General features: G+C 72.8%; 26 protein-coding genes. 14 read left to right on the top strand and 12 right to left on the bottom strand.

Annotated features, from left to right (window positions below; all coding sequences use genetic code 11):
- Position 1 precedes the first annotated feature (1 nt).
- Entirely contained in the window at positions 2-946 is a 945-nt protein-coding gene (locus ABZ215_RS11975) for a glucosyl-3-phosphoglycerate synthase (protein ID WP_354949529.1), read from the bottom strand.
- 48 nt (positions 947-994) lie between these two features.
- On the opposite strand from ABZ215_RS11975, the gene ABZ215_RS11980 reads away from it, so the two are divergent.
- Positions 995-1666, top strand: coding sequence for a lysophospholipid acyltransferase family protein (locus ABZ215_RS11980; protein WP_237339689.1), 672 nt, complete (start codon positions 995-997; stop codon positions 1664-1666).
- Positions 1667-1715: 49 nt separating this feature from the next.
- On the opposite strand, the gene ABZ215_RS11985 is transcribed toward ABZ215_RS11980, so the two are convergent.
- Genes ABZ215_RS11985 through dapE form a run of 3 tightly spaced genes read right to left on the bottom strand, consistent with a single transcriptional unit; the run spans position 1716 to position 4155 of the window.
- On the bottom strand, positions 1716-2282 hold the full coding sequence (locus tag ABZ215_RS11985) for a TIGR00730 family Rossman fold protein (protein WP_020420955.1): 567 nt from the start codon (positions 2280-2282) through the stop codon (positions 1716-1718).
- Complete coding sequence (locus ABZ215_RS11990) at positions 2283-3053, bottom strand: TIGR00730 family Rossman fold protein (RefSeq protein ID WP_017986898.1); 771 nt, start codon at positions 3051-3053, stop codon at positions 2283-2285.
- Positions 3054-3078: 25 nt separating this feature from the next.
- The gene (gene dapE / locus ABZ215_RS11995; RefSeq protein ID WP_020420956.1) at positions 3079-4155 is read right to left on the bottom strand and encodes a succinyl-diaminopimelate desuccinylase; all 1077 of its coding nucleotides are present in this window, start codon (positions 4153-4155) and stop codon (positions 3079-3081) included.
- A 34-nt stretch (positions 4156-4189) separates the two neighbouring features.
- On the opposite strand from dapE, the gene ABZ215_RS12000 reads away from it, so the two are divergent.
- The 3 genes from ABZ215_RS12000 to ABZ215_RS12010 all read left to right on the top strand — a co-directional run bounded on the left by ABZ215_RS12000 (position 4190) and on the right by ABZ215_RS12010 (position 6598).
- Entirely contained in the window at positions 4190-4624 is a 435-nt protein-coding gene (locus ABZ215_RS12000; RefSeq protein ID WP_020420957.1) for a hypothetical protein, read from the top strand.
- A gap of 15 nt (positions 4625-4639) precedes the next feature.
- A complete protein-coding gene (gene dapD, locus ABZ215_RS12005; RefSeq protein WP_020420958.1) occupies positions 4640-5620 on the top strand; it encodes a 2,3,4,5-tetrahydropyridine-2,6-dicarboxylate N-succinyltransferase in 981 nt (326 codons plus the stop codon).
- Positions 5621-5686: 66 nt separating this feature from the next.
- The gene (locus ABZ215_RS12010; protein ID WP_354949530.1) at positions 5687-6598 is read left to right on the top strand and encodes a CHAD domain-containing protein; all 912 of its coding nucleotides are present in this window, start codon (positions 5687-5689) and stop codon (positions 6596-6598) included.
- Between the two features lie 460 nt (positions 6599-7058).
- On the opposite strand, the gene ABZ215_RS12015 is transcribed toward ABZ215_RS12010, so the two are convergent.
- Positions 7059-8435, bottom strand: coding sequence for an FAD-dependent monooxygenase (locus ABZ215_RS12015; RefSeq protein WP_354949531.1), 1377 nt, complete (start codon positions 8433-8435; stop codon positions 7059-7061).
- A gap of 71 nt (positions 8436-8506) precedes the next feature.
- Here ABZ215_RS12015 and ABZ215_RS12020 point away from each other — a divergent pair, with 71 nt between their 5' ends.
- Both ABZ215_RS12020 and ABZ215_RS12025 read left to right on the top strand, forming a co-directional pair.
- On the top strand, positions 8507-9103 hold the full coding sequence (locus ABZ215_RS12020; RefSeq protein WP_354949488.1) for a TetR/AcrR family transcriptional regulator: 597 nt from the start codon (positions 8507-8509) through the stop codon (positions 9101-9103).
- A gap of 67 nt (positions 9104-9170) precedes the next feature.
- A complete protein-coding gene (locus ABZ215_RS12025) occupies positions 9171-10358 on the top strand; it encodes a serine hydrolase domain-containing protein (RefSeq protein ID WP_354949489.1) in 1188 nt (395 codons plus the stop codon).
- On the opposite strand, the gene dapC is transcribed toward ABZ215_RS12025, so the two are convergent.
- Positions 10352-11446 (bottom strand): succinyldiaminopimelate transaminase, encoded by a 1095-nt coding sequence (gene dapC / locus ABZ215_RS12030; protein WP_354949490.1) that lies wholly within the window; start codon positions 11444-11446, stop codon positions 10352-10354. The two genes, ABZ215_RS12025 and dapC, sit on opposite strands and share 7 nt — an antisense overlap.
- On the bottom strand, positions 11443-11763 hold the full coding sequence (gene fdxA, locus ABZ215_RS12035) for a ferredoxin (protein WP_020420964.1): 321 nt from the start codon (positions 11761-11763) through the stop codon (positions 11443-11445). Before fdxA ends, dapC begins: the two co-directional genes overlap by 4 nt.
- 117 nt (positions 11764-11880) lie before the next feature.
- Between fdxA and ABZ215_RS12040 the strand changes: the two genes are divergently transcribed.
- Genes ABZ215_RS12040 through ABZ215_RS12060 form a run of 5 tightly spaced genes read left to right on the top strand, consistent with a single transcriptional unit; the run spans position 11881 to position 15826 of the window.
- Positions 11881-12627, top strand: coding sequence for a GNAT family N-acetyltransferase (locus tag ABZ215_RS12040; RefSeq protein WP_354949491.1), 747 nt, complete (start codon positions 11881-11883; stop codon positions 12625-12627).
- Positions 12624-13619, top strand: coding sequence for a 2-phospho-L-lactate transferase (cofD, locus tag ABZ215_RS12045; RefSeq protein ID WP_027936287.1), 996 nt, complete (start codon positions 12624-12626; stop codon positions 13617-13619). Before ABZ215_RS12040 ends, cofD begins: the two co-directional genes overlap by 4 nt.
- Complete coding sequence (locus ABZ215_RS12050; RefSeq protein ID WP_354949492.1) at positions 13612-14946, top strand: coenzyme F420-0:L-glutamate ligase; 1335 nt, start codon at positions 13612-13614, stop codon at positions 14944-14946. Before cofD ends, ABZ215_RS12050 begins: the two co-directional genes overlap by 8 nt.
- Positions 14943-15473 carry an NUDIX hydrolase gene (locus ABZ215_RS12055; RefSeq protein ID WP_354949493.1) on the top strand — a complete coding sequence of 177 codons (531 nt, stop codon included), beginning with the start codon at positions 14943-14945 and terminating at the stop codon, positions 15471-15473. The genes ABZ215_RS12050 and ABZ215_RS12055 overlap by 4 nt, the downstream gene beginning before the upstream one ends.
- Positions 15470-15826: a GntR family transcriptional regulator gene (locus ABZ215_RS12060; RefSeq protein WP_354949532.1), complete on the top strand. Its 357-nt coding sequence runs from the start codon at positions 15470-15472 to the stop codon at positions 15824-15826. The genes ABZ215_RS12055 and ABZ215_RS12060 overlap by 4 nt, the downstream gene beginning before the upstream one ends.
- A 232-nt stretch (positions 15827-16058) precedes the next feature.
- Here the strand turns inward: ABZ215_RS12060 and ABZ215_RS12065 are convergent, their stop codons facing one another.
- On the bottom strand, positions 16059-16955 hold the full coding sequence (locus ABZ215_RS12065; protein ID WP_354712621.1) for a DNA-3-methyladenine glycosylase 2 family protein: 897 nt from the start codon (positions 16953-16955) through the stop codon (positions 16059-16061).
- Positions 16955-18034, bottom strand: a complete 1080-nt coding sequence (locus ABZ215_RS12070; RefSeq protein ID WP_027936288.1) for an NDP-sugar synthase — start codon at positions 18032-18034, stop codon at positions 16955-16957. Before ABZ215_RS12070 ends, ABZ215_RS12065 begins: the two co-directional genes overlap by 1 nt.
- A 207-nt stretch (positions 18035-18241) precedes the next feature.
- Between ABZ215_RS12070 and ABZ215_RS12075 the strand changes: the two genes are divergently transcribed.
- Entirely contained in the window at positions 18242-18520 is a 279-nt protein-coding gene (locus tag ABZ215_RS12075) for a hypothetical protein (protein ID WP_020420972.1), read from the top strand.
- Here the strand turns inward: ABZ215_RS12075 and ABZ215_RS12080 are convergent, their stop codons facing one another.
- Complete coding sequence (locus tag ABZ215_RS12080; RefSeq protein WP_354949494.1) at positions 18521-19393, bottom strand: glycosyltransferase family 2 protein; 873 nt, start codon at positions 19391-19393, stop codon at positions 18521-18523.
- 106 nt (positions 19394-19499) lie between these two features.
- On the opposite strand from ABZ215_RS12080, the gene ABZ215_RS12085 reads away from it, so the two are divergent.
- Positions 19500-20033: a hypothetical protein gene (locus ABZ215_RS12085; RefSeq protein ID WP_354949495.1), complete on the top strand. Its 534-nt coding sequence runs from the start codon at positions 19500-19502 to the stop codon at positions 20031-20033.
- A 113-nt stretch (positions 20034-20146) separates the two neighbouring features.
- On the opposite strand, the gene ABZ215_RS12090 is transcribed toward ABZ215_RS12085, so the two are convergent.
- Together ABZ215_RS12090 and ABZ215_RS12095 are read right to left on the bottom strand one after the other, a co-directional pair.
- Entirely contained in the window at positions 20147-21295 is a 1149-nt protein-coding gene (locus ABZ215_RS12090; RefSeq protein ID WP_039791797.1) for a glycosyltransferase family 1 protein, read from the bottom strand.
- Between the two features lie 42 nt (positions 21296-21337).
- Entirely contained in the window at positions 21338-22387 is a 1050-nt protein-coding gene (locus ABZ215_RS12095) for a glycosyltransferase family 1 protein (RefSeq protein WP_354949496.1), read from the bottom strand.
- 18 nt (positions 22388-22405) lie between these two features.
- On the opposite strand from ABZ215_RS12095, the gene ABZ215_RS12100 reads away from it, so the two are divergent.
- On the top strand, positions 22406-23311 hold the full coding sequence (locus ABZ215_RS12100) for a glycosyltransferase family 2 protein (RefSeq protein ID WP_354949497.1): 906 nt from the start codon (positions 22406-22408) through the stop codon (positions 23309-23311).
- The last annotated feature ends 26 nt before the right edge of the window (positions 23312-23337 follow it).

The following is a 23337-nucleotide window of genomic DNA, read 5'->3' on the forward strand; positions in this document are numbered from 1 at the left end:
GTCAGAATCGTGACACACCCGGGCGGGGTTCGTCCCCCGAGCGCACCTCGCGCATCGGCGGCCGGTCGGCGACCAGGACGTCCGACTCCCGCGGCACCCACGCCCCGGCCTCGGCCACGAACTGCGTCAGCGTCCCCGAGCCGCCCGCGTCGACCCCGCAGCGAGCCAGCGCCGTGCCGAGGATCTGCCGCGCCATGACGCCCAGCTGCAGCAGCGACCGGTTCCGGTGCTTCCGGACACCCAGGTTGACCTGCGCGAGCCCGGCCATGCCGTAGCGGGCCTCGGCGTCGAGCAGCAACCCGATCTCCACCCCGTACCCGGCCGCGAACGGCACCGACTCGAGGAACTCGCGCGTGGCCGCGTACTCGCCGCCGAGCGGCTGGACCACCGCCGACAACGCGGGCCGCAGCGCGGACAGCACCGGGCGCGCGAGCAGCTCGGTCACCCGCCCGCCGCCGTGCCCGGCCTCGGCGGACTCGACCCGCAGCGGCCGCCGGTAGAACCCCTTGACCAAGTGCACGCCCTCGGCCAGCAGCAGCGGGCCGAGCAGCGCGGGCACGAACCCGGGGTCGGGGTCGACGAGGTCGGAGTCGAGGAACACGACGAGGTCACCGGTGGTCGCCGCCAGTGACCGCCACAGCACCTCGCCCTTGCCGGGCAGCGGTTCGAGGTGCGGCAGCACGTCCTCGCGGCGCACGACCCGCGCGCCCGCCTCCGCCGCGACCTCGATCGTCGCGTCGGTGGAACCGGAGTCGACGACCACCAGCTCGTCGACGAGGGTGCCGACCAGCGGCCGCACCGACGCGACCACCTCGCCGACCGTCTTCTCCTCGTCGAGCGCGGGCAGCACCACCGACACGGTGCGGCCCGCTTTCGCCCGTACCAGGTCAGCGGGGTCGAAATCGGGCTCCTGCCACGTGCGCAGGGCGAACCAGCCGGTGTCCATGACCGCCGATCGTGCCATGCTGGGATTGACGACGAACTGGAGGAACCCGTGCTTTACCAGCTGATCCGTCTCCTGGCCGTACCGGTGGTCAAGCTGATCTACCGGCCGGAGGTGCGCGGCGTCGACAGGGTTCCCGCGTACGGCCCGGTGATCCTCGCGCCCAACCACCGCGCGGCCGTGGACACGACGCTGCTGGCGCTGGTCAGCCCGCGGCGGGTGCGGTTCCTCGGCAAGGCGGAGTACTTCACCGGCAAGGGCCTGAAGGGCCGGCTGATGGCCGCGTTCCTGGACGCGGTGGGGTTCGTGCCGGTGGAGCGCGGCAACGCGAAGGCCGGGCTGGCGGCGCTGGAGTCCGGCCGCAAGGTCCTCGACGAGGGCGGCGTGTTCGGCATCTACCCGGAGGGCACGCGCTCGCTCGACGGCCGCCTGCACCGCGGGCACACCGGAGTCGGCTCGCTGGCCCTGGCGACCGGGGCGAAGGTCGTGCCGGTGGCCATGACCGGGACGGAGAAGCTGCTGCCCAACGGCAAGCTGTTCCCGCGGTTCGCGAAGGTCACCGTCGAGTTCGGGGAGCCCTTGGACTTCTCGCGCTACGACGGGCTGGACGCGTCGCCGGCGATCCGGCGGGCCGTGACCGATGAGGTGATGTACGCGATCGCCGAGTTGTCGGGGCAGGAGTACGTGGACAAGTACCACAAGCGGCCTGGGGAGGCCGCCTAGCGACCCCCACCCCGGTCGCACATTCTCGACGATGTGCGACCGGGGTGCGTCACTGCCACTTGGCGATGTCGGGAGCCTCGTACTTCGCGAAGGCGTCCAGCAGCGCGGCGGGGTCCTCGTCGACGAAGACCAGGTCCCGGTGTTCCGGGCGCAGGAACTTCTCGGTGACCATGTGGTCGATGAACTCCTGGAACGGGCGGTAGTACCCGCGCACGTCGACCAGGCCGATCGGCTTTTCGTGCAGGCCCAGCTGCGCCCAGGTCCAGACCTCGGCCAGCTCCTCCAACGTCCCGGCGCCGCCGGGCAGGGCCAGGAACGCGTCGGCGTACTCGGCCATCTTCGCCTTGCGTTCGTGCATGTCGGCGGTCACCACGAGCTCCGACAGGCCCGCGTGGGCGATCTCCACCCGCTTGAGGTGCTCCGGGATCACGCCGATCACCTCGCCGCCCGCCGCGAGGGCGCCGTCAGCCACCGCGCCCATCAGGCCGACGCTCGCGCCGCCGTAGACCAGGCCGATGCCGCGTTCGGCGAGCAGCTTGCCGAGCGCCGTGGCGGCGTCCACGTACACCGGGTCGCCGCCGCCGGAAGAACCGCAGAACACACAGATTCGCTTCACTTAGTGGGTGTCCTCCCAGGCCTTGTAGGCCTCCTCGACCATCGCCACCGCCTCGTCGACGTCGTCGGTGAGGTGCAGCAGCGCCAAGTCCTTGTCACTGATCTTGCCCTGGGCGTGCACCGAGTCCCGGACCCAGTCGTAGAGCCCGCCCCAGTAGGACCGTCCGAACAGGACCACCGGGAACTTCGTCACCTTCTTGGTCTGGACCAGGGTGAGCGCCTCGAACAGCTCGTCCAGTGTGCCGAACCCACCGGGCAGGCAGATGAACGCCTGCGCGTACTTGATGAACATCGTCTTGCGGGTGAAGAAATACCGGAAGTTCACCCCGAGATCGACCCACGGGTTCAGGCCCTGCTCGAACGGCAGCTCGATGCCCAGCCCGATGGACAGCCCGCCCGCCTCGGAGGCGCCGCGGTTGACCGCCTCCATCGCGCCCGGCCCGCCACCGGTGATGACCGCGAACCCGGCGTTCGCCAGGCCCGCGCCGATCTTGCGGCCCAGCTCGTACTCGGGGTGGTCGCGCGGCGTGCGGGCCGAACCGAACACGGTGACCGCGCGCGGCACCTCGGCCAGCGCGCCGAAGCCCTCGACGAACTCGGCCTGGATGCGCATGACCCGCCACGGGTCGGTGTGCACCCAGTCGCTGGGCCCGCGCGAGTCGAGCAGGCGCTGGTCGGTGGTGGTCGGCTCGATGCGGCGCTCGCGGCGCAGCACGACCGGCCCCCGCTGCTTCTCCCGCGGGTGCTCGGGATACTCGGACGTTCCGTCCACTTCTGGCCCTGTCACGCCGCCGAGCTTACTGGCCCAGGAAGTCCCGCAGCACGCGCGTGACCTGCCGGATCTCCCGCGCCGCGACGTGCTCCTCGCGGGTGTGCGCGAGGGTCGGGTTCCCGGGACCGAAGTTCACCGCGGCCATGCCGAGCGCGGCGAACCGGGCGACGTCCGTCCACCCCAGCTTCGCCGCCACCGCGCCGCCGGCGGCCTGGACCAGCTCGGCCGTCGCCGGGGCGGTCAGCCCGGGCAGCGCGCCCGGCGAGAGGTCCACAACGGACAGTTCGTAGCCGTCGAACACCTCGCGCAGGTGCTTTTCGGCCTGTTCCGGGCTGCGGTCCGGGGCGAACCGGAAGTTCACGGCGAGCACGGCCTCGTCCGGCACGACGTTGCCCGCGACGCCGCCGGAGATCCGCACGGCCTGCAGACCCTCGCGGTAGGTCAGGCCGTCGATGTCGACCACCCGCGCCTCGTAGGCCTCCAGCCGCCGCAGCGGCTCGCCGAGCGCGTGGATCGCGTTGACGCCCATCCAGGCCCGCGCGGTGTGCGCGCGCTTGCCGGTCTGGCGCAGTTCGACCCGCATCGTGCCCTGGCAGCCTGCCTCGATGACCGCGTTCGACGGCTCCCCGACGATCGCCAGGTCACCCGCGAGCCACTCCGGCATCTCCCGCTCGATCCGGCCGAGACCGTTGCGCACGGCCTCGACCTCCTCGTTGTCGTAGAAGACGAACGTCACGTCGTGGCGCGGTTCGGTGACGGTGGCGGCGAGGTGCAGGAACACCGCGTCGCCGCCCTTCATGTCGACCGTGCCGAGCCCGTGCAGCACCTCGTCGTCGCCGGAACCCTCGCGGCGCACCGGCAGGTTCTCGTTGACCGGCACCGTGTCCAGGTGCCCGGCCAGCACCACGCGGGCGGGCCTGCCGAGGTTCGTCCTGGCCAGCACGGCGTCGCCGTTGCGCACCACCTCCAGGTGCCCGGCCTGCGCGAGCAACGCGGCCTGCACCGCGTCGGCCAGCGCCGCCTCCTGCCCGGACACGCTCTGGACGTCCACCAGCGCGGCGGTCAGGTCGACGGGGTCGGCGTGCAGGTCGAGAGTCGTCATGTCCCGACTCTAGGGGGTGTCGTACGGTGGGCGGATGCGCACGTGGAAGGCCCTGATCACGCTCGGTGCGCTGGCACTCGTGCTGGCCGGCTGTTCGAACGAGGCGGGCCCGACCCCGAAGGGCGGCGGGGGCCAGGCGGAAACGCCGTACGCCCTGTCGGTCAAGCTCAACGCCCTCACCGCGGACACCTGCTTCCGCGACCCGGCCGGGCAGACCCCGCGCGGCTGCGGCAAGTACGTCACCGAGCTGGGCAGCACCCCCGGCCTGGTGCGGGAGCAGGCCGGTCCCAAGCACCCGGACGTGGTCGCGGCGGCGAACGGCCTGGAAAAGGCCATCGGCGACTACCGCGGCGGCCACTGCGACGCCGTCGCCGAGCCGGGCGGCGCGTGCACCACGGCGCTCACCGCGATCGCCGACAGCCTCCGGTCGGTCAAGCAACTGGTGGACACCCAGCTCATGACCGGCTGAGTTACGGTTGGGGCCGTGAGCGAGCAGAGCCCCAACCCCGAGACCACCGGTGCGCACGGCGTCGGCCTGGCCACCGTCACCACCGACGGGACCGTGCTGGACACCTGGTTCCCGCAGCCCAAGCTGGGTGAGCCCGGCACCAGCGGAACCGAGCGGCTGACCCGCGAGCAGGCCGCCGAGGTCCTCGGCGAGGCCGCCGCCGCGCTGCTCGGCCCGGACGAGGCCCGTGGCGTCGAGGTGGTCGCCGTCCGCACCACCATCGGCACGCTCGCGCAGGCCCCGGCCGACGCGCACGACATCTACCTGCGCCTGCACCTGCTGTCGCACCGCCTGGTGCAGCCGCACGGGCAGAACCTGGACGGCATCTTCGGCCTGCTGGCCAACGTCGTGTGGACCAACCACGGCCCGTGCCCGGTCGAGGGCTTCGAGCAGACCCGGCTGCGGCTGCGGGCGCGCGGCCCGGTCACCGTCTACAGCGTCGACAAGTTCCCGCGCATGGTCGACTACGTGATGCCCACCGGGGTGCGGATCGGCGACGCCGACCGCGTGCGCCTCGGCGCGCACCTGGCCAACGGCACCACCGTCATGCACGAGGGCTTCGTCAACTTCAACGCGGGCACGCTCGGCGCGTCGATGGTCGAGGGCCGCATCTCGGCCGGTGTGGTCGTCGGCGACGGCACCGACGTCGGCGGCGGCGCGTCGATCATGGGCACACTGTCCGGCGGCGGCAAGGAGGTCATCTCGCTGGGTGAGCGCTGCCTGATCGGCGCCAACGGCGGGGTCGGCATCTCCCTCGGCGACGACTCGGTGGTCGAGGCCGGGCTCTACGTCACGGCCGGGACGAAGGTCGTGGTCGAGGGCAAGACCGTCAAGGCGCGTGAGCTGTCCGGCATCTCCGGCGCGTTGTTCCGCCGCAACTCCGAGACCGGCGCGGTCGAGGCCGTTCCGCGGACCGGTGCGGGTATCGAGCTGAACGAGATGCTGCACGCGAACTGACCTGGGTGCGATTTTCGTTCACCTATCATTCATCCGGTGAGCACCGCTACGTTGCCATCCCGTGTCGTGACCGCCGGTGACCTGGGTCTGCCCGGCGAACCGCTGGTCGCGGGGCCGCGGGACACCCCCGAGGCCCTGCTGCGGGCGCGGATCGACGGTCAGCTGCGCGCGATGCTCAAGTACGAGCCGGGCACGCGGTCCGGGGCCGATCCCGAGGACCTGCACCAGATGCGGGTCGCCGTTCGCCGGCTCCGCAGCGCGTTGAAGCTGCTGGGGCCGGCGGGCGACGACGTGCGGGCCGAGCTGAAGTGGCTGGGCGCCGGGCTCGGCGAGGTGCGTGACCACGACGTGCTGATCGACCACCTGCGGGCCACGGTCGCGTCGTTCGACGAGTCCGACCAGCAGGCGGGCACGCGGCTGGTGCGGATCTTCGTGGCGGAGCGGTCGAAGGCGAAGCGCCGCCTGAACCGGTGCCTCGGCAGCGCCCGGTATGCCGCGCTGTTGCGGTCGACGGCGCGGCTGGTGCTGACGGAGCTGCAGCTCACCCCCGGTGCTCAGCCTGGACCGGTCGACGTCGCCGCCGTGGTGCGGAAGCCGTACCGGAAGCTGACGAAGGCGGTGGCCGCGCTACCGGCCGACCCGCCGGACGACGAGCTGCACGAGCTGCGGATCCACGGGAAGCGCCTGCGGTACGCGGCGGAGACGGCGAAGTCGGCGGCGCGGAAGAAGCAGGTCACGCGGGTGCGCGAGCTGATCAAGGCGACGAAGCGGCTGCAGGACGTGCTGGGCGACCACCAGGACGCGGTGGTGGCCGCCGAGCGGATGCGGGCGCTGGTCGCCGCGACGGACGAGCCGGCCGTCGGTTTCGTCGCGGGCCGCATCGCGGAGCGCGAACTGAGGCGCCGCGCGGCGGCGCGGGCCGCTTGGGGGGCGGTGCTGGCGGACGTGCACACCGCGGCGGCGAAGGTCTGCGGCTAGCTCACTCCGGACGGGCATTGCCGCGGAACCAGATCGCTCGCACGATGCCCAGCCGCGCCGCTCGCAACGGGAGGGCCCCGCGGCTCGTGCACTGCCCGGACGGGCAGCCGCAAGGCCCGCGGTCCGCCGCCAAGGCGAGACCCTCGCGCGAGGCCCGCAGCGCCGCCCGCGGAGACGAGCGCCCTCTCGCCACCCGCCGCCCGGCGGACCTGCCGGACCGGGGCAGCCGCGAGGTCAGCGGGCCGCCGCGGATCGCGCACTGCCCGGGCGGGCACAGCCCGAAAAGAGCGCACTCTCGCCACCCGCCGCAACGCCCGCCCCCGCCGACCGGCGGCCATCACCACCCGCCGCAACGCCCGCGCCCCCACCGGCCCGAGACCATCGCGCCCTGCCCAGCGCGACAGTCACCGCTCCCCCACCGGCCCGAGGCCAGCGCGCCCTGCCCACCGCGCGCCCGCGGCTAGCGGGTCAGCGCGCCCACATAGCCGTCCGGCCGCACGACCACCTCCTTCGCGTCGTAGGCCGAGAACGCGAAGCCCTCCGCATCCACGACGTACCGCCCCGCCGCCTTCACCCCCGGGCGCAGCACCACGTAGGTGTGTGGCTCCTCCGGTGCGTCGGCGTCGAAAATCAGCCTCGTGGCGTGCGGGCCGCGGAACAGGTCGAACAGGCGGACCTTCGCGCCGCCGGCGTCCAGGACCGGCGCGTCCGGCGCGCGGTCCCCCACCGCGAGGCCCGGCTCGTCCGTCACCCGGTAGCTGATGTCGAGCTGCTGGGTCTCCGCACCGCGTTCGTGGGCCCGCTCATCGCCTTCCAGGTGCCTGCGCAGCAGCTCCGAGGAGACCCCCAGCACCCGCTCGGCCACCGCCCGCCGCTCGGTCTCGTAGCTGTCCAGCAGCTCCGGTGAGCCGTCGGCCAGCTTCCAGCCCAGGTTGTAGGCGTCCTGCACGCCCGTGTTCAGCCCCTGCCCACCGGTCGGCGGGTGGACGTGCGCCGCGTCGCCGATCAGGAACACCCGGCCCTCCCGGAACCGCTTCGCCAGGCGCACGTTCGGCCGCCACACCGTCGACCACGCCAGCTCCCCCAGGCGCACCCCCGCGTTCAGACCATCCAACATGGACTGGAGGGTCTCCGCGGTCGGTTCCGCGTCGGCCTCCCCCAGCGGCGCGCCGAACTGGAACAGGCCGATCCCGGGCAGCGGGCTCATCATGACCCCGCTGCCCGGGTCCGCCGCACGCGCGAACCAGTAGCCGAACTCCGGGTCCAGATCGGCCTCGACGTCGCCGAGCAGCATCTTCACCGACTCGTCGGTGACGCCCTCGAACTCGATCCCCAGCGCCTTCCGCACGAAACTGCGCCCGCCGTCCGCGCCGACCAGGTAGTCCGCGCGCACCGTCTCACCGGTCGACAGCTCCGCCGTGACCCCGGCGCCGTCCTGCGTGAAGCCGGTCAACTCCGCACCCAGCTCGACCCGCACCCCGAACTCCGCCAGCCGGTCGCGCAGGATGCCCTCCGTCTGCGACTGCCCAAGCACCCAGCCGTTCGGGTAGGGCACGTCGGGCGTCGGCTCGCGCCGCTCGCCCATCCGGCGCTCCATGACGTACTCGCCGTCCAGGTGCACCCGGAAGGCCGGCATCTCCCGGCCCGCGGTCAGCACGGCGTCGATGACCCCGAGATCGTCGAACACCTCCAGGGTGCGCGGCTGCAGCCCGTCGCCACGGGAGCCGCGGAAGAACTCGGTCGCTTTGTCGACGATCCGCACGCCGACGCCGCGCCGGGCGAGGTCGATGGCCAGGGTGAGCCCCGCCGGGCCCGCGCCCGCGATCACAATGTCCATTTTCTGAATCTCCATTCACTGAACCTAGATTCATAATGGACTTGCTAGCGTGCTCCCGTCAAGGAGGTGCCGTGAAGCGCAAGGAGAAGGCGGCGGAGACCGAGGCCGCGCTGAAGGCCGCGGCGCAGCGGCTGTTCGCCACGCGCGGCTACCTGAACACGAAGATCACCGACATCACGGCGGAGGCCGGCCGGGCGGCCGGATCGTTCTACAACCACTTCGCCAGCAAGGAAGAGCTGCTCGAATCACTGCTGGCGGACCTGGAGGTGGCCGGCGACGAGAGCGCCGACCAGGCCGGTCACAGCCCGGACTTCGCCGACCCCGCGGCGGTCCGCTTCCACGTCGAGGCGTACTGGCGCTTCTACCGCGAGCACGCGCCGACAATGCGCGCGCTGCAGCAGGCGGCGATGGTCAACGCGGACTTCGCCCGCAAGCTCGCGGAGTTCACCCGCGCGCAGAACGAGGAACTGACCGACCACGTGGACTACGTGACCAAGGCGGGCCACCGCCTGCCCGGCACTCCGCTCGCGAGCGTCACGATGATGACCACGGCGGCCGAGACCTTCGCGCGGCAGTGGCACGACGGCCTGCTGGACCTGCCTGAAGAAGAGGCGCTCGAAGCCCTCACCCGGTTCGTCTACCGGGGCCTCACCGGCCGCGACTACTGAGCGGAAACACTGGGAAAACGGGCGCCCCGGTTCACTCTCTCCCGAACGATCACGACGGGAGACGCAGATGACGACGTTTTCCCGGCGGGCCGCGCTCAGCGCCGTCCCGCTGGCCACCGGCCTGCTGGCCGCGCCTCCGGCCGCGGCCGCCGGCAGCTCCACGGCCGTGCCCGCGGCACTGCGGCCGGGCGGCGCCTACGACCGCTACCTGGCACAGCGCGCAGCCGAGGACCGGTTCTCCGGCACCGTGCTCGTGGCCCGCGGGGGCCGGCCGGTGCTGGTCCGCTCGTACGGGATGGCGGACCAGGAGCACGGCGTCCCCAACCGGGACGACACGATCTTCAACCTGGCATCGGGCGCCAAGCCGTTCACCGGGCTGGCCGTCGTCCAGCTCGCCGAGCAGGGCAAGCTGCGGTTCCACAACAAGATCGGCGACCACTTGGACGGTTTCCCCGCCGAGGTGGCGACCAGGGTGTCCGTGCACCACCTGCTCACCCACACCGGCGGGCTGACCTCCGCGACCAGCGAAGGCAGGATCTTCACCAGCGTCGAGGAACGCACCGAGTACCTGGCCCGGAGCACCCGTGAGCTGTCGCTGCGGTTCGTCCCCGGCAGCGACAAGGCGTACAGCAGCGAGGGCTACGAAATCCTCGGCGAGATCGTCGCGACCGTGTCCGGGCAGCCGTTCCAGGACTACGTCCGGCAGCACATCTTCGAGCCGGCCGGGATGCGCGACTCCGCCTACTGCACACGGGCGGACTGGCTGGCGAACGTGCGCATCGCCCACCCGTACGTCTACCTGCAGGACGGCTCGCGGGTGGATGGCGTGCGCGACCTCTCCGCCGGCTCCACCGTCAACGGCGGGTTCGGTAGCAACGCCGCACGCGCCTTCGTCGGATCCGGCGGTGGCGGGGCCTTCTCGACCGCTCCCGACCTGGTGCGCTTCGCGCTCGCGCTGCGAGACGGAAGACTGCTCGGCCACGCCTACCGGGACCTGTACACGGGTGGCAAGATCAGCAGTCCGCCGATGCGGGGTGGCGCGCCACGCGGCGAGACTTTCCAGGCGTACGGCCCGCTGGTCGGCTTGGTCGAGGGACAACGGATCGTCAACCACGGCGGCGGTATCGCCGGGGGCAACACGAACTGGTCGATCTACCTCGACACCGACTGGGTGGCCGTCATCCTGTCGAACTACGACCTGCCCGATTTCCCGGACGTCATCGAGCAGGAACGGCAGGCGTTGCTCGGCTACTGACCGAGGCGCTCGGCGGCGGCTTCGACGCGCTCGTCGGTCGCGGTGAGCGCCACCCGCACGTGCTCGCCGCCCGCGGGGCCGTAGAACGTGCCCGGCGCGACGAGGATCCCGCGCTCGGACAGCCACCGCAGGGTCTCCCAGGAGTCCTCACCGCGAGTGGCCCACAGGTATAGCCCGGCCTCCGAGTGATCGATGCGGAAACCGTTGTCCTGCAACGCCTTCTGCAGCACCACCCGACGGCGGGCGTAGCGATCGCGCTGCAGCGACAGGGCGCTGTCGTCGGCCAGGGCGACCGTCATCGCCTCCTGGACCGGGCGCGGCACGATCATGCCGGCGTGCTTGCGCACCGCCAGCAGCCCGGCGACCAGCTCCGGGTCACCGGCGACGAACCCGGCGCGGTAGCTGGCCAGGTTCGCGGACTTCGACAGCGAGTGCACGGCCAGCAGGTTGTCGTGGCGGCCGCCGCACACCGACGGGTGCAGGATCGACACCGGATCGGCGTCCCAGCCCAGCGCGAGGTAGCACTCGTCGGAGACCACGATCACGTCCCGCTCGCGCGCCCACTCGACGATCTCGCGCAGCGCCTCGGCGCCCAGCACGCGTCCGGTCGGGTTGGACGGCGAGTTCAGCCACACCATCGCGGGCGGCTCGGCCAGGCCACGGGGGTCGTCGGCACGCACGATCCCGCCGCCGGCCAGCAGCGCGCCGACCTCGTAGGTCGGGTAGGCCAGCTCGGGGATCACCACGGTGTCGCCGGGCTCGGCGCCCAGCAGCCGCGGCAGCCAGGCGACCAGCTCCTTGGACCCGATCGTGGGCAGCACCGCCGCCGGATCGACGCCGGTGACCCCGTGCCGCCGGCTCAGCGCCTCGACCGCCGCCGCGCGCAGCTCAGGCGTGCCGTGGGTGGTCGGGTACCCGGGGATCTCCGACACCGACGCCAGCGCGGCGCGGATCGACTCGGGCACCGGGTCGACCGGGGTGCCGACCGAGAGGTCGACGAGGCCGCCGGGGTGGGACTTCGCCCGCGCCGTGGGCTCGGCGAGCGAGTCCCACGGGAAGTCGGGCAGGCCGGTACCGCCGCGGTTCATTCGCCCTGCGGGGGCAGGTCCTTGATCCACTGCGGATCGTTGCTGGTCTTGCCGACCTTCGAGGCGCCGCCGGGCGAGCCGAGGCTGTCGAAGAAGTCGACGTTGGCCTTGGTGTACTCGGCCCACTCGTCCGGGACGTCGTCCTCGTAGTAGATGGCCTCGACCGGGCACACCGGCTCGCAGGCACCGCAGTCCACGCACTCGTCCGGGTGGATGTAGAGCATGCGGTCGCCTTCGTAAATGCAGTCGACGGGGCATTCGTCGATGCACGCCTTGTCGAGCACGTCGACGCAGGGCTCGGCAATCACGTACGTCACTGCGATCTCCAGCTAGGTCCAAGGATCCACTACCGATCCTGGACATTACGCGCCGATGCGCGGACCTTCCAAAGTAAGGCCACCCTTAATCCGGGGATCCGCGAGCACAATGGGGACGTGGACTCCTCCGAGACGCTCGAGCTCCGCTGCGCCGACGCCTGGCCCGCGGTGACCGTGGACAAGATCGGTGACTGGCGGCTTCGCGCCGCGGGCGGGTTCACCGGACGCGCCAACAGCGCACTGGCCGTCGGCGACCCGGGAGTGCCGGTCGAGAGCGCGCTGACGGCCGTTTGTGACTTCGCCCACGCCCACGGCATTCCGCCGGTCGCCCACACGGTCGTCGGCAGCGCGAACGAGCGCGCGATCGCGGCCGCGGGCTGGGTGCCGAACACCCGTCACGCGGCCGGGCACCTGGTGTCCGTCCTCACCGGCCCGCTCGGCACGGGCGCCGACGAGGTGCTCGTCCTCGCCGCGCCGACCGCGGGCTGGTGGGAGCTGACCGTCGGACGAGAAGAGCCGACGGACGCCGAGCGGCACGTGCTGACCACCGGCGAAATCGGCTACGCGGTCGCCGAAGTGATGGGAGTCACAGCCGGTGCAGTGCGTGCGGCGGTGGTCGACGACGTGCTCCACATCGCCCGGCTCGCCGTCCGCCCCGAGTACCGCCGTCGCGGCCTGGCCTCGGCGTTGATGGCCGCCTGCGGGCCATGGGCGGCCGAACGCGGGGCGGCGCGCGCCGTGCTCCAGGTCGCCGTGGACAACGCCGGGGCGCTGGCGTTCTACGACCGGCTCGGGTTCACCGAGCACCACAGGTACCGGTACTGGGTTCCGGGACCCCGGGCGTGCGAGGATCGCTCGCTGTGAAGGTTGTCGTAGTTGTCGGCGGGGTGGGCGGCGCCCGCTTCCTGCTCGGAGTGAAAGCCGCGCTGGGTCTGCCCCCGATCGGCCCTGGGGACTCGACGCACGAGATCACCGCGGTGGTGAACACCGGCGACGACGTGTGGATGCACGGCCTGCGGATCGCGCCGGACCTGGACACTTGCATGTACACGCTCGGCGGTGGCATCGACACCGAACGCGGGTGGGGGCACCAGGGCGAGACCTGGGTGGTCAAGGAGGAGCTGGCGGCCTACGGCGCCGAGCCGACCTGGTTCGGCCTCGGCGACAAGGACATCGCCACCCACCTGATCCGCACCCGCATGCTGCGCGCGGGCTACCCGCTGTCGGCGGTCACCGAGGCGCTGTGCGACCGGTGGCAGCCCGGCGTGCGGCTGCTGCCGATGACCGACGACCGGGTCGAGACGCACGTCGTCATCGACGACCCGGACGAGCCGGGCAGCCGCAAGGCGATCCACTTCCAGGAGTGGTGGGTGCGCTACCGGGCGGAGCCGCAGGCGCATTCGATCGTGCCGGTCGGTGTCGAGGAGGCCAAGCCGGCGCCGGGCGTGCTGGACGCGATCGGGGAGGCCGACGCGGTCCTGTTCGCACCGTCCAACCCGGTCGTCTCGGTGGGCACCGTGCTCGCCGTGCCGGGCGTGACGGAGGCGCTGCGCAAGACCGAGGCCGGGGTGGTCGGCGTGTCGCCGATCATCAGCGGCAAACCCGTGCGCGGCATGGCCGACGCGTGCCTGAGCGCGATCGGGGTGGAGACGTCGGCCGAGGCGGTCGGCATCCACTACGGGTCGCGGCAGACGTCGGAGGACGGGCTGCTCGACGGGTGGCTGGTGGCCGAGGGCGAAACCGTGCACGTGCCGGGCGTCGCGGTGCGGGCGGTGCCGCTGCTGATGTCCGATGTGGACGCGACCGCGGCCATGGCGCGCGCCGCGCTCGAACTCGCGGGAGCCGAAGTTGAGTGACCACTCCGCCGCACGACTGGAGATCCTGCCGGTCCAGGGCCTGCCGGAGTTCCGGCCGGGCGACGACCTGACCGGCGCGATCGCGACCGCCGCGCCGTGGCTGCGCTCCGGCGACGTCGTCGTGGTCACCAGCAAGGTCGTGTCGAAGATCGAGGGACGGCTGGTGCGCGTCCCCAGCGACCCGGAGGCACGGGACGCGGCCCGGCGCGAGCTGGTCGAGCAGGAGTCGGTGCGGGTGCTGGCCCGGTTCAACCGGACCCTCATCACGCAGAACCGGATCGGGATCGTGCAGGCCGCCTCGGGCGTGGACGCGTCCAATGTGAACGGTGACGAGATCGCGCTGCTGCCCGCCGACCCGGACGCGGCGGCGTTGGCCCTGCGCAACGGATTGCGCGAGCGGCTGGGTGTCGAGGTCGCGGTGGTCATCACCGACACGATGGGCCGGGCGTGGCGGGTCGGCCAGACCGACAACGCCATCGGCGCCAGCGGGTTGCGCGTGCTGCACTCCTACGAGGGCGAGGTCGACGGGCAGGGCAACGAGCTGCAGGTCACCGAGATCGCGGTGGCCGACGAGATCGCCGCGGCCGCGGACCTGGTGAAGGGCAAGCTGACCGCGACGCCGGTCGCGGTCGTGCGCGGGCTGGAGATCGCCGACGACGGGTCGGACGCGCGGAAGCTGGTGCGGCCGTCGGAGGAGGACATGTTCTCCCTCGGCACGCGTGAGGCGATCGCGCAGGGTCGCCGCGAGGCGGTGCTGGTGCGCCGGTCGGTGCGGTCGTTCACCGACGAGCCGGTCGACCCGGACGCGCTGCGCCGCGCGATCGGGGCCGGGCTGACCGCGCCCGCGCCGCACCACACGCGGCCGGTGCGGTTCGTGTGGCTGCGCGACCGCGGGTTGCGGACGAAGCTGCTGGAGGCGATGCGCGAGGCGTGGCGGGCGGACCTGTCCCGCGACGCGTTCACCGAGGAGCAGATCGCGAAGCGGGTGTCCCGCGGCGACATCCTGTTCGAGGCGCCGGAGGTGGTGATCCCGTTCCTGGTGCCGGACGGCGCGCACACGTATCCGGACGAGCGGCGCAACGCCTGCGAGCGCACGATGTTCACCGTCGCCGGCGGGGCCGCGGTGCAGGGGCTGCTGGTGGCGCTGGCTGCGGAGGACCTCGGCTCGTGCTGGATCGGGTCGACGATCTTCGCGGCCGACGTGGTGCGTGAGGTGCTCGGGCTGGAGCCGTCGTGGCAGCCGCTGGGCGCGGTGGCGATCGGGCACCCCGCGAGTGGACCCGCGGCGCCGCGCTCGCCTGCGCTGGACGGGCTGGTCGAGCTGTGAACCTGCACACCGACGTGGTCGAGACGCTGGAGAAGTGGCAGCCGGGGACGGCCGGGCAGGAGGCGCTGCGGCACGCGTTCCTGGGTTTCCTCGCCGCGCGCGAGGACGCGTGCCGCCGGTCGTGCGCGGCCGGGCACATCACCGCGTCGGCCGTGGTGCTGGACGCTTCGCGGTCGCACGTGCTGCTGACGCTGCACCCGCGGGTCGGGCGGTGGTTGCAGCTGGGCGGGCACTGCGAGGATTCGGACACCTCGCTGGCGGCGGCCGCGTTGCGGGAGGCGTCGGAGGAGTCCGGGATGAGCGGGCTGACGATCTCGGCGGAGCCGGTGCACCTGGACGTGCACCCGATCACGTGCTCGCTGGGGGTGCCGACGCGGCACTTCGACGTGCGGTTCGTGGTCGTGGCGCCGGAGGGTGCGTCCCCGGTGCGCAGTGAGGAGTCGGACGACCTGCGGTGGTGGCCGCTGACCGCGTTGCCGCCCGGTTCGGAGGACCTGACCGAGCTGATCGCGGCGGCGTGCGAATGATCGTCTCGGTCGACCCGGCGTCCGCGGTGCCGCCGTACGAGCAGGTGCGGTCCGGGCTCGCGCGGCAGATCAACTCCGGCGCGCTCGCGGTGGGCACGAAGCTGCCGACGGTGCGCGGGCTGGCGGAGGAGCTGGGCATCGCGCCGAACACGATCGCCCGCGCCTACCGCGAGCTGGAGGAGGCCGGCCTGATCGAAACGCGCGGCCGGGCGGGTTCGTTCGTGGCCTCCTCAGGCGACGAGTCGCTTTCGCGCGCTCGCGAGGCGGCCGAGACGTATGCGGCGGTGACGCGGGCTTTGGGGTTGTCGGGGGAAGAGGCGCTGAAGATCGTCCGCGCCGCGCTCGCCCGCTGACGCAGCCTCACGCCGCGGCTCGCGCGCGGCAATGTGGAACTCGCCCAAACCCGGGAGTCCGACGCTGGAGTGCGCGAGTTCCGCGCTGGGGGCGCCGGTCACGTCGCGCGGTAATCCCTCGGCGAGAAGCCCGGCCCAAAACGCGGCCGCGAAAAACCACCCGCCCCCAGCTAACGCACCGACCGCCGCGATCGCCGCGCGGCAAAGCACCAAACAGCGCCCACCCCGCGCCTCACATCGCGCGATAATCCCGCGGCGAAAACCTCGGCCCAAAACGCGGCCGCGAGAACCCACCCGCCTCCAGGTACCGCACCGCGCGCTGCCGCTGCGGCGCGTAGGGCGCCAGCACCTCCGCCATGCCCTCGTCGTCCAGGGGCTCGCCCAGCAGCGCGTACCCGACCACGGCCGGGATGTGGAAGTCGCCGAAGCTGACCGCGTCCGGGTCGCCCCAGGCGCGCTGCGCGATCTCCGACGCGGTCCACACCCCGATGCCCGGCACCTTCCGCAGCCACGCCCGCCCCTCGGCGCCCCGCAGCTCCACCGCCTTCTCCAGCCGGTGCGCCACCTGCGCCGCGAAGATCAGCGCCTTCCGCCTGCTGTGGTCCACCCCGGCGCGGTGCCACGTCCAGTCCGGAATGGACAGCACGGCCGCCGGCGTCGGCGGCACCCGCATCCCCGCCGGGGCCGGGCCGGGCGCCGGTTCGCCGAACCACCGGCACAGCTCCCGCCACGACCGGCGCGCCTCGAACCCGGTGACCTTCTGCTCCAGCACGGCGGGCACCAGCACGTCCCACACCCGGCCGGTCGAGCCGAGGCGCAGCCCGGGCATGCGGCGCCGCACCTCGGCGATGCGGTCGTGGTGCGAGACGAACCCGCTGTCGTCGTCCTCGGCGCCGACCAGCGCGGGCACGCCGTCGAGCAGCCGGTCCGCCCCCGGGCCCCACGCGGCGGCCTCGATCTCGCCGTCCGGCAACCGCCGCAGCGCCAGCGTTCCCGGGCCGTCGGCGGTGTTGCCGGTCAGCCACGTCCGGCCGTAGTCGTCCGCCCGCAGGCAGGGATCGCCCTTGCCCCGGCGCAACGGCCGGAGGACCGCGTCGAGGTCGAGGGTGAAGGGCGGGCGGTAACGCATCACGCGTCGCTGGAGAACCGGATCGAACCGTCGGGCAGGGTCACGTCCGGCCACACGCGGGCACCGTCGAGCAGCTCGCAGCCGGCGCCGACGACCGCGCCGTCACCGAGGACGACGCCCTTGAGCACCGCGCCCTTGCCGACACGCGCGCCCACACCCAGCACGGAGTTCTCCACGACCGCATTCTCCGCCACGGACACCCGGTCGAACAGCACCGACCCGCTGATCCGCGCGCCGGACGCGACGTGCGCCCCCGCGCCGACCGTCGAGCCGCCGGTGACGGTCGCGTCCGCGGCGACCTCCGCGCCGTCCAGGACCAGGGCCTCGCCGGCCGGGCCGGGCAGCGCCGAGGTGGGGGCGAGCCCGCGCACCAGGTCCGCGCTGCCGCGCACGAACGCCTCGGGCGTGCCGACGTCGAGCCAGTAGGAGGCGTCGACGAACCCGTGCAGGTGCGCGCCGCCCTCCAGCAGACCGGGGAAGGTCTCGCGCTCGACCGACACGCGGCGGCCCGCCGGGATCGACTCCAGCACCGGGCGACGGAACACGTAGCAGCCCGCGTTGATCTGGTCGGTCGGCGGGTTCGGGGTCTTCTCCAGGAAGGCGGTGACGCGGCCGTCGGCGTCGGTGGGCACCGAGCCGAAGCGGCTCGGGTCCTCGACGCGCTGCAGGTGGAGCGTCACGTCGGCGCTGGTGTCCAGATGGGTCTGGACCAGCGCGCGCAGGTCCGCGCCGGACAGGATGTCGCCGTTGAAGATCACGGCGTGGTCGGCGCGCAGGTGGTCCGCCACGTTGCGGATGGCGCCGCCGGTGTCCAGCGGCTCGTCCTCGACGACGTACTCCAGTTCCAGCCCCAGCGACGCGCCGTCGCCGAAGTGCTCCTCGAACACCTCGGCGCGATAGGACGTGCCGAGCACCACGTGCCGGATCCCCGCGGCGCGGATGCGGGACAGCAGGTGGGTCAGGAACGGCACGCCCGCCGTGGGCAGCATCGGTTTCGGGGCGGACAGGGTCAACGGCCGCAGGCGGGTTCCCTTACCGCCGACGAGCACCACGGCATCGACATCAAGCTCCGATGTCACCTCGAAAATCCTTCCCGTTATCACGCTCCGGTGGGCGACAAGCCGCGGGAAACAATGACGGCGACGGCCCGGAGGGCCTACCCTAGACAGCACACGGAGGGCCCCGTTCGGAGAGGGCCCACGTCGAGTCGGGAGGCCTAGGGGATGGACCCCCGCGATCGAGCGGATGCTCTGCTGGCCAGGGCACAGTCCCGTGGCGCGTTCGTCGTGACGCCGGACGCCGCGACCTCGCCGATGGACGCTTCGACCACCCAGCAGATCCCGCGGAACGTGGTCAACGAGATCGACAACGACGACCCGGACACGACGGCCGTGGTGCCGTCGTCGGTGATCGAGTCGGTGCAGGGCAGCCTCGCCGCGTCGAAACCGGACACCCACGTGAACATGACGCCGGTGCAGCCCGAGGAAGAGGTTGACGGCCTGGTGCCGACGACCAAGACGCAGACCGGGAACTCCGATTTCGCGCGGCGGCTGGAAGGCCTGTGACTACTTGCCGCGCGTCTCGAACTTCAGGCGCAGCTTGAGACCGAGCTTCACCGCGGCGAGCACCGGCTTCCAGGCCAGGCCGCGGTGGCGGTCGGCGAGGTAGCGGTAAGCGCTGTCGTGGTGGGCGGCCAGCATCTTCTTCGGCGCGCGGGACGTGGCCTTGCCACCGATGTGCGTGACCGCCGCGGAGGGCACGTACACGTTGTGCCAGCCGGCGCGGCCGATGCGGTCGCCGAGGTCGACGTCCTCGAAGTACATGAAGTAACGGGTGTCGAAGCCGCCGACCGAGTCCCAGGCCTCGCGGCGGATCAGCTGGCACGAGCCGGACAGCCAGCCGGAAGTGCGTTCGGCAGGGGCGGCGTGTTCCTGGCGGTAGGCGCGGGTCCACGGGTTGGCCGGCCAGATCTTGCCGAAGACGGCGTGGCCGACGCCGCGGCCGAGCGAGGGCAGCAGGCGGGCGGAGGGGTAGACGGTGCCGTCGGGGTCGCGGATGAGCGGGCCGAAGGCGCCGCCGCGGGGCCAGCGCTGCCCGGCCTCGACGAGCGTGTCCAGCGAGCCGGGCTCCCACTCGAGGTCCGGGTTGGCGATGACAATCCAGCCGTAGCTGTCGTCGAGGGTCGCCACGCCGCGGTTGGCGCCGCCGCCGTAGCCGAGGTTCTCACCGATGCGCAGGACGTGGGTGTTCTTGCGCTTCTCGGCCCGGTCGAGGGCGTCGTCGGTCGAGTCGTTGTCGGCGACGACCACGTGGACGTCGCGGCTGGTCGCCTTTTCGAGGCTGTCGAGGAAGCGGTCGAGGTCCTCACCGGGGAAGTACGTCACGACAACCACGGCGACCCCGTCGCCGTAACGGCTCGGCTCGGTCACGCGGGCCATTGTGCCCCCACTACGGAGCGCGACGAGGCAGGCACCCCTCGGTTGGCTGCCGCGGCAGTCCGCTACCGCGCGCAGTCGTGCGGCTACCGGTCGCGAGAATTGCCGGATGCCGGTCCACGCCTTCATCGACGAGTCCGTCCGCGACAGCCGCTACTACCTGTGCGTCGCGGTCCTGGACCCAGCCCGCCTCGCGGAGACGCGCAAGCAGCTGACCGCGCTCCTGCTGCCAGGTCAACGGGAGCTGCACTTCAAGAAGGAGAAGCCGCCGCGCCGCCGCCTGCTCGCCGACCGGATCGGCGGGCTGAGCGCTGCCACTTCGGTGTACGTGACGGCAAGGACGCGCAAGACCGAGGAACAGGACCGGCAGCGCTGCCTCTTCGAGGCCGTGCGGGACCTGGTTTCGATGCGGGCGCACCGGGTGGTGATCGACAGCCGCGAGGAGCAGGACCGCCACGACCAGACGACGATCTACCGGGCGCTGGGCGGCAGACCCTCGGACACGGGAGTCAGCTACGAGCACCTCGACTCGGCTGCCGCGCCCCTGCTGTGGATCCCGGACGCGGTCGCCTGGTGCTACGGCGCGGGCAGCGACTGGCGCCGCCGGGTGATGCCCGTCGTGCACCAGGTCATCGAGCTCTGAACAGCGCAAAGCCCGTGACACGACCGTCCGGACGCACCACGGGCTCACTTCTCGGCCCTACGGGGGCCTCGCGTCAATGACTATACCCCATCCGGCCGAACACCGTCCAACGGCTACTGCTCCCGCTTGTGCAGGTGCCACGCCTTCGCGTACGCCTCGCGGTGCTTGTCCGCGCTCGTGGCCCACGAGAACTCCTTCGCGCGCCTCTGGGCAGCCGATGCGAGGGACGCCCGGCGGGCGGGGTCGTCCAGCAGTTCGCCCAGCGCCACCGCCACGTCGCCGGGGCCGACGCCGCAGTACGCGACCGCGTCGCCGCCTACCTCGGGTAGCGACAGGCGCCGGGTGGTGAGCACGCAGGCCCCACAGGCCATCGCCTCCAGGACCGGCAGTCCGAAGCCCTCACCGAGGCTCGGGTAGGCCACCAGCTCCGCCCCGCCGAGGAAACCCGCCAGCGAGTCGAACGGCAGGTACCCGGCCCGGATCACCCGCAGCCGCAACGGCGCCGCCGCCAGCGCCTTCTCCACCTGCGTGTCCCAGCCCGGCTGGCCGGCCAGCACGAGCGCGGGCGGGTCGGGCCGGTTCTCCACCGCCTTCACGAAACCCCGGATCAACGCGGGCACGTTCTTCCGCGGCTCCAGCGCCCCCAGGAACGCCACGTACGGCATCCGCTCCAGGCCGATCGCCGCCCGCGCGGCCCGCACCTCGTCCGGCGTCGGCGGGTGGAAGCGCTCCACATCGACCCCGTGCTCGATGATCTCCGGCTGCCGCCGCGGACGGGCCACCCGCGCCAGCTCCGACGCGGTCGCCTTCGACGGCACCACGCACAACGTCGCCCGCTGCAACGCCGTCCGCGTCCACCCGCGGAAGAACCGCGCCTTCACCGACGAGTGCAGCACCGCGTCGGTGAAGAACGTCGCGTCGTGCAACGTCACCACCGACGCCGACGGCCCCGCCAGGGGCATCGTGTAGTGCGGCGAGTGCACCACGTCCACCCCGAGCCGCCGCGCCAGCGACGGCAACGTCGTCTGCTCCCAGATCAGCCGCGCGGTGCGCGTCGCGGTGGACTGGACCGCCGGGACGACCCGCGAGCGCGGCGCGAGCCGGTCGAAGAGCCGGAAGTCACGCGGCTGGCAGACCACGGTGATCGGCGCGCCGCCCTCGTCCAGCGCCGCGACCAGCGAGTCCACGTAGCGCCCGACCCCGCCCCGGTCCGCCGGCACGGCCGTGGCATCGATCAGGACGCTGGGTTCGCCTCTTCCCACTCGTGCAGGGTACGGCTGATCGGGATCGCGGTGGTCAGGAACTCACGAAGTGGTGCGGTCGTGAACCGCCCACACAGCTCGCGCCGCGCCCGCCCAGGAGAACGACTCCGCCCGCGCCCGTCCGCGAGCGACCAGGTCAGCCGCGAGTTCCGGACTGGACAACACCTCCTGCAACGCCGCTGCCAGCGCCGCCGCGTCCCCGCGCGGGAACTCCACTCCCGCTCCCCCGGCGACCTCGACCAGCGCCGGAGCGTCCGAGTGCACCACCGGCACCCCGGCGGCCATCGCCTCCAGCACCGGCAACCCGAACCCCTCCGCGACGCTCGGCGCCGCCAGCACGGACGCGCGCCGCAGCACCGCGGCGAGCGAAACGTCGTTCAACCGCCCCAGAACCCGCACGTCCGCCCGGTTCCCGGCCATCGCGACCGGGTCCAGACCACCCCAGCCCGGCTGCCCCGCGAGCAGCAGCGGCACGCCGAGCCGCGCCACCGCCTCGACCAGGACGTCGATCCCCTTGCGCGGCTCGATGGTCCCGATCGCCAGCACGTACCGATCCGGCACGTCCACTTCGGGCAGGTCGTCGCGGGTGAACACGTCCGCCGCGCCGTGCCCGGCCACGGTCACCGGCACCTCGACCGGCACCCGCGCGCGCAGGTCGTCCGCCACCGCCCGCGTCGGCACGACGAGCCCCGAAGCACGCCGGGCGGCCCGCGCGATCACGACGCGGTGCCAGCGCACCCCGCGCGGCGTCAGCGTTTCCGAGTGCGTCCACGGGACGGTGTCGTGCACGGTCACCGACAACGTCCGGCCGCGCGGCACCCGCGCCGGGGCCAGCGGCGTCGGCGCGTGCACCGCGTCCCCACCCGGCCAGTACGGCAGCCCGGCCTGCCACGCCGCGACCAGCCCCCGCGGCGGCAACGGCAGCATCCGCACGCCCGGCAACCCTTCCGCGTGCCGCGCGGTGACGGCCGACACCGTCCACCCGGGCGGCGCGGTCTCGGCCAGCGCGCGCAGCAGCTCCGCGGTGTAGCGGCCCGTCCCGCCCGGCACGGGCGCGAGCAACTGCTCGGCGATGACCACGAGTTCCGGCACGGCCCGTATTCTCCCGGTGTGCCGATCCGCAGCACCGTCGTGGTGGTCACCTGGCGCGGCGCCGCGCACGTCACCGCCTGCCTGGACGCCCTCGCCGCCCAGACGCGCCCGCACCGGCTGCTGGTGATCGACAACGCCTCCGACGACGGCACCGCCCGCCTGCTGGCCACGCACCCGTCCGCGCCGGAGGTCGTCCGCCTGCCCCGCAACGTCGGCTACGCGGGCGCCACGGCACACACCCTGTCCGAAGTGGACACCGAGTTCACCGTGTGGCTCAACGACGACGCCGCCCCCGCTCCCGAGTGGCTCGCCGAGCTGGAGGACCACGTCGGCGACGCCGCGGCCGCCGGGTCGCGCCTGGAACACGCCGACGGACAGGTCCAGTCCCTCGGCGTGAACCTCACCCCGGACGGCCACGGCTACGACACCACGGAGACCCCGCCCTTCGGCTTCTGCGGCGGCGCCGCGCTGATCCGCACCCGCACGCTCCGCGAAGTGGGCGGGGTGCCGGCGAGCTTCTTCTGCTACTACGAGGACACCGACACCGCGTGGCGGCTGCGGCTCGCCGGGCACGACATCGTGACGGTCACCACGGCCCGTGTCACGCACCGGCACGGCGCCAGCACGAACCCGGGCTCCGAGAGCTTCCACCGGTGGAACGAACGCAACCGCCTGCTCACCCTCCTGCGGTGCGCCCCCGCCGGAATCGCCGCGCGCGAACTGGCCCGGTTCGCCGCGATCACCGCCCTGCTGCCGATCAAGCGGAACGTGCCCGAAGCGCCCAATTTCCGCCTGGGCCTGCGGTGCCGCGTGCTCGGCGAAGTGGTCCTCCGGCTGCCCGGCGCGCTGGCCGCGCGGAAGTCGATCACGCGCCGCTCGACCGTCTCCCGAGGCGCGGTCTGGGCGGCCTGGACCTCCCGATAGTCTCTCCGGACATACGGCGAGTACGG

Source organism: Amycolatopsis sp. NPDC006131 (genome assembly GCF_040614175.1).
GTDB lineage: Bacteria > Actinomycetota > Actinomycetes > Mycobacteriales > Pseudonocardiaceae > Amycolatopsis_E > Amycolatopsis_E tucumanensis.

Bases quoted from the DNA above. Each gene is read 5' to 3' on its own strand.
- ABZ215_RS11975 (WP_354949529.1), bottom strand. From the start codon at position 946: ATGGACACCGGCTGGTTCGCCCTGCGCACGTGGCAGGAGCCCGATTTC.
- dapE (WP_020420956.1), bottom strand. From the start codon at position 4,155: ATGACGACTCTCGACCTGCACGCCGACCCCGTCGACCTGACCGCCGCG.
- ABZ215_RS12000 (WP_020420957.1), top strand. From the start codon at position 4,190: ATGCGCACGTGGAAGGCCCTGATCACGCTCGGTGCGCTGGCACTCGTG.
- ABZ215_RS12015 (WP_354949531.1), bottom strand. From the start codon at position 8,435: ATGGACATTGTGATCGCGGGCGCGGGCCCGGCGGGGCTCACCCTGGCC.
- ABZ215_RS12025 (WP_354949489.1), top strand. From the start codon at position 9,171: ATGACGACGTTTTCCCGGCGGGCCGCGCTCAGCGCCGTCCCGCTGGCC.
- dapC (WP_354949490.1), bottom strand. From the start codon at position 11,446: ATGAACCGCGGCGGTACCGGCCTGCCCGACTTCCCGTGGGACTCGCTC.
- ABZ215_RS12060 (WP_354949532.1), top strand. From the start codon at position 15,470: ATGATCGTCTCGGTCGACCCGGCGTCCGCGGTGCCGCCGTACGAGCAG.
- ABZ215_RS12065 (WP_354712621.1), bottom strand. From the start codon at position 16,955: ATGCGTTACCGCCCGCCCTTCACCCTCGACCTCGACGCGGTCCTCCGG.
- ABZ215_RS12080 (WP_354949494.1), bottom strand. From the start codon at position 19,393: ATGGCCCGCGTGACCGAGCCGAGCCGTTACGGCGACGGGGTCGCCGTG.
- ABZ215_RS12085 (WP_354949495.1), top strand. From the start codon at position 19,500: ATGCCGGTCCACGCCTTCATCGACGAGTCCGTCCGCGACAGCCGCTAC.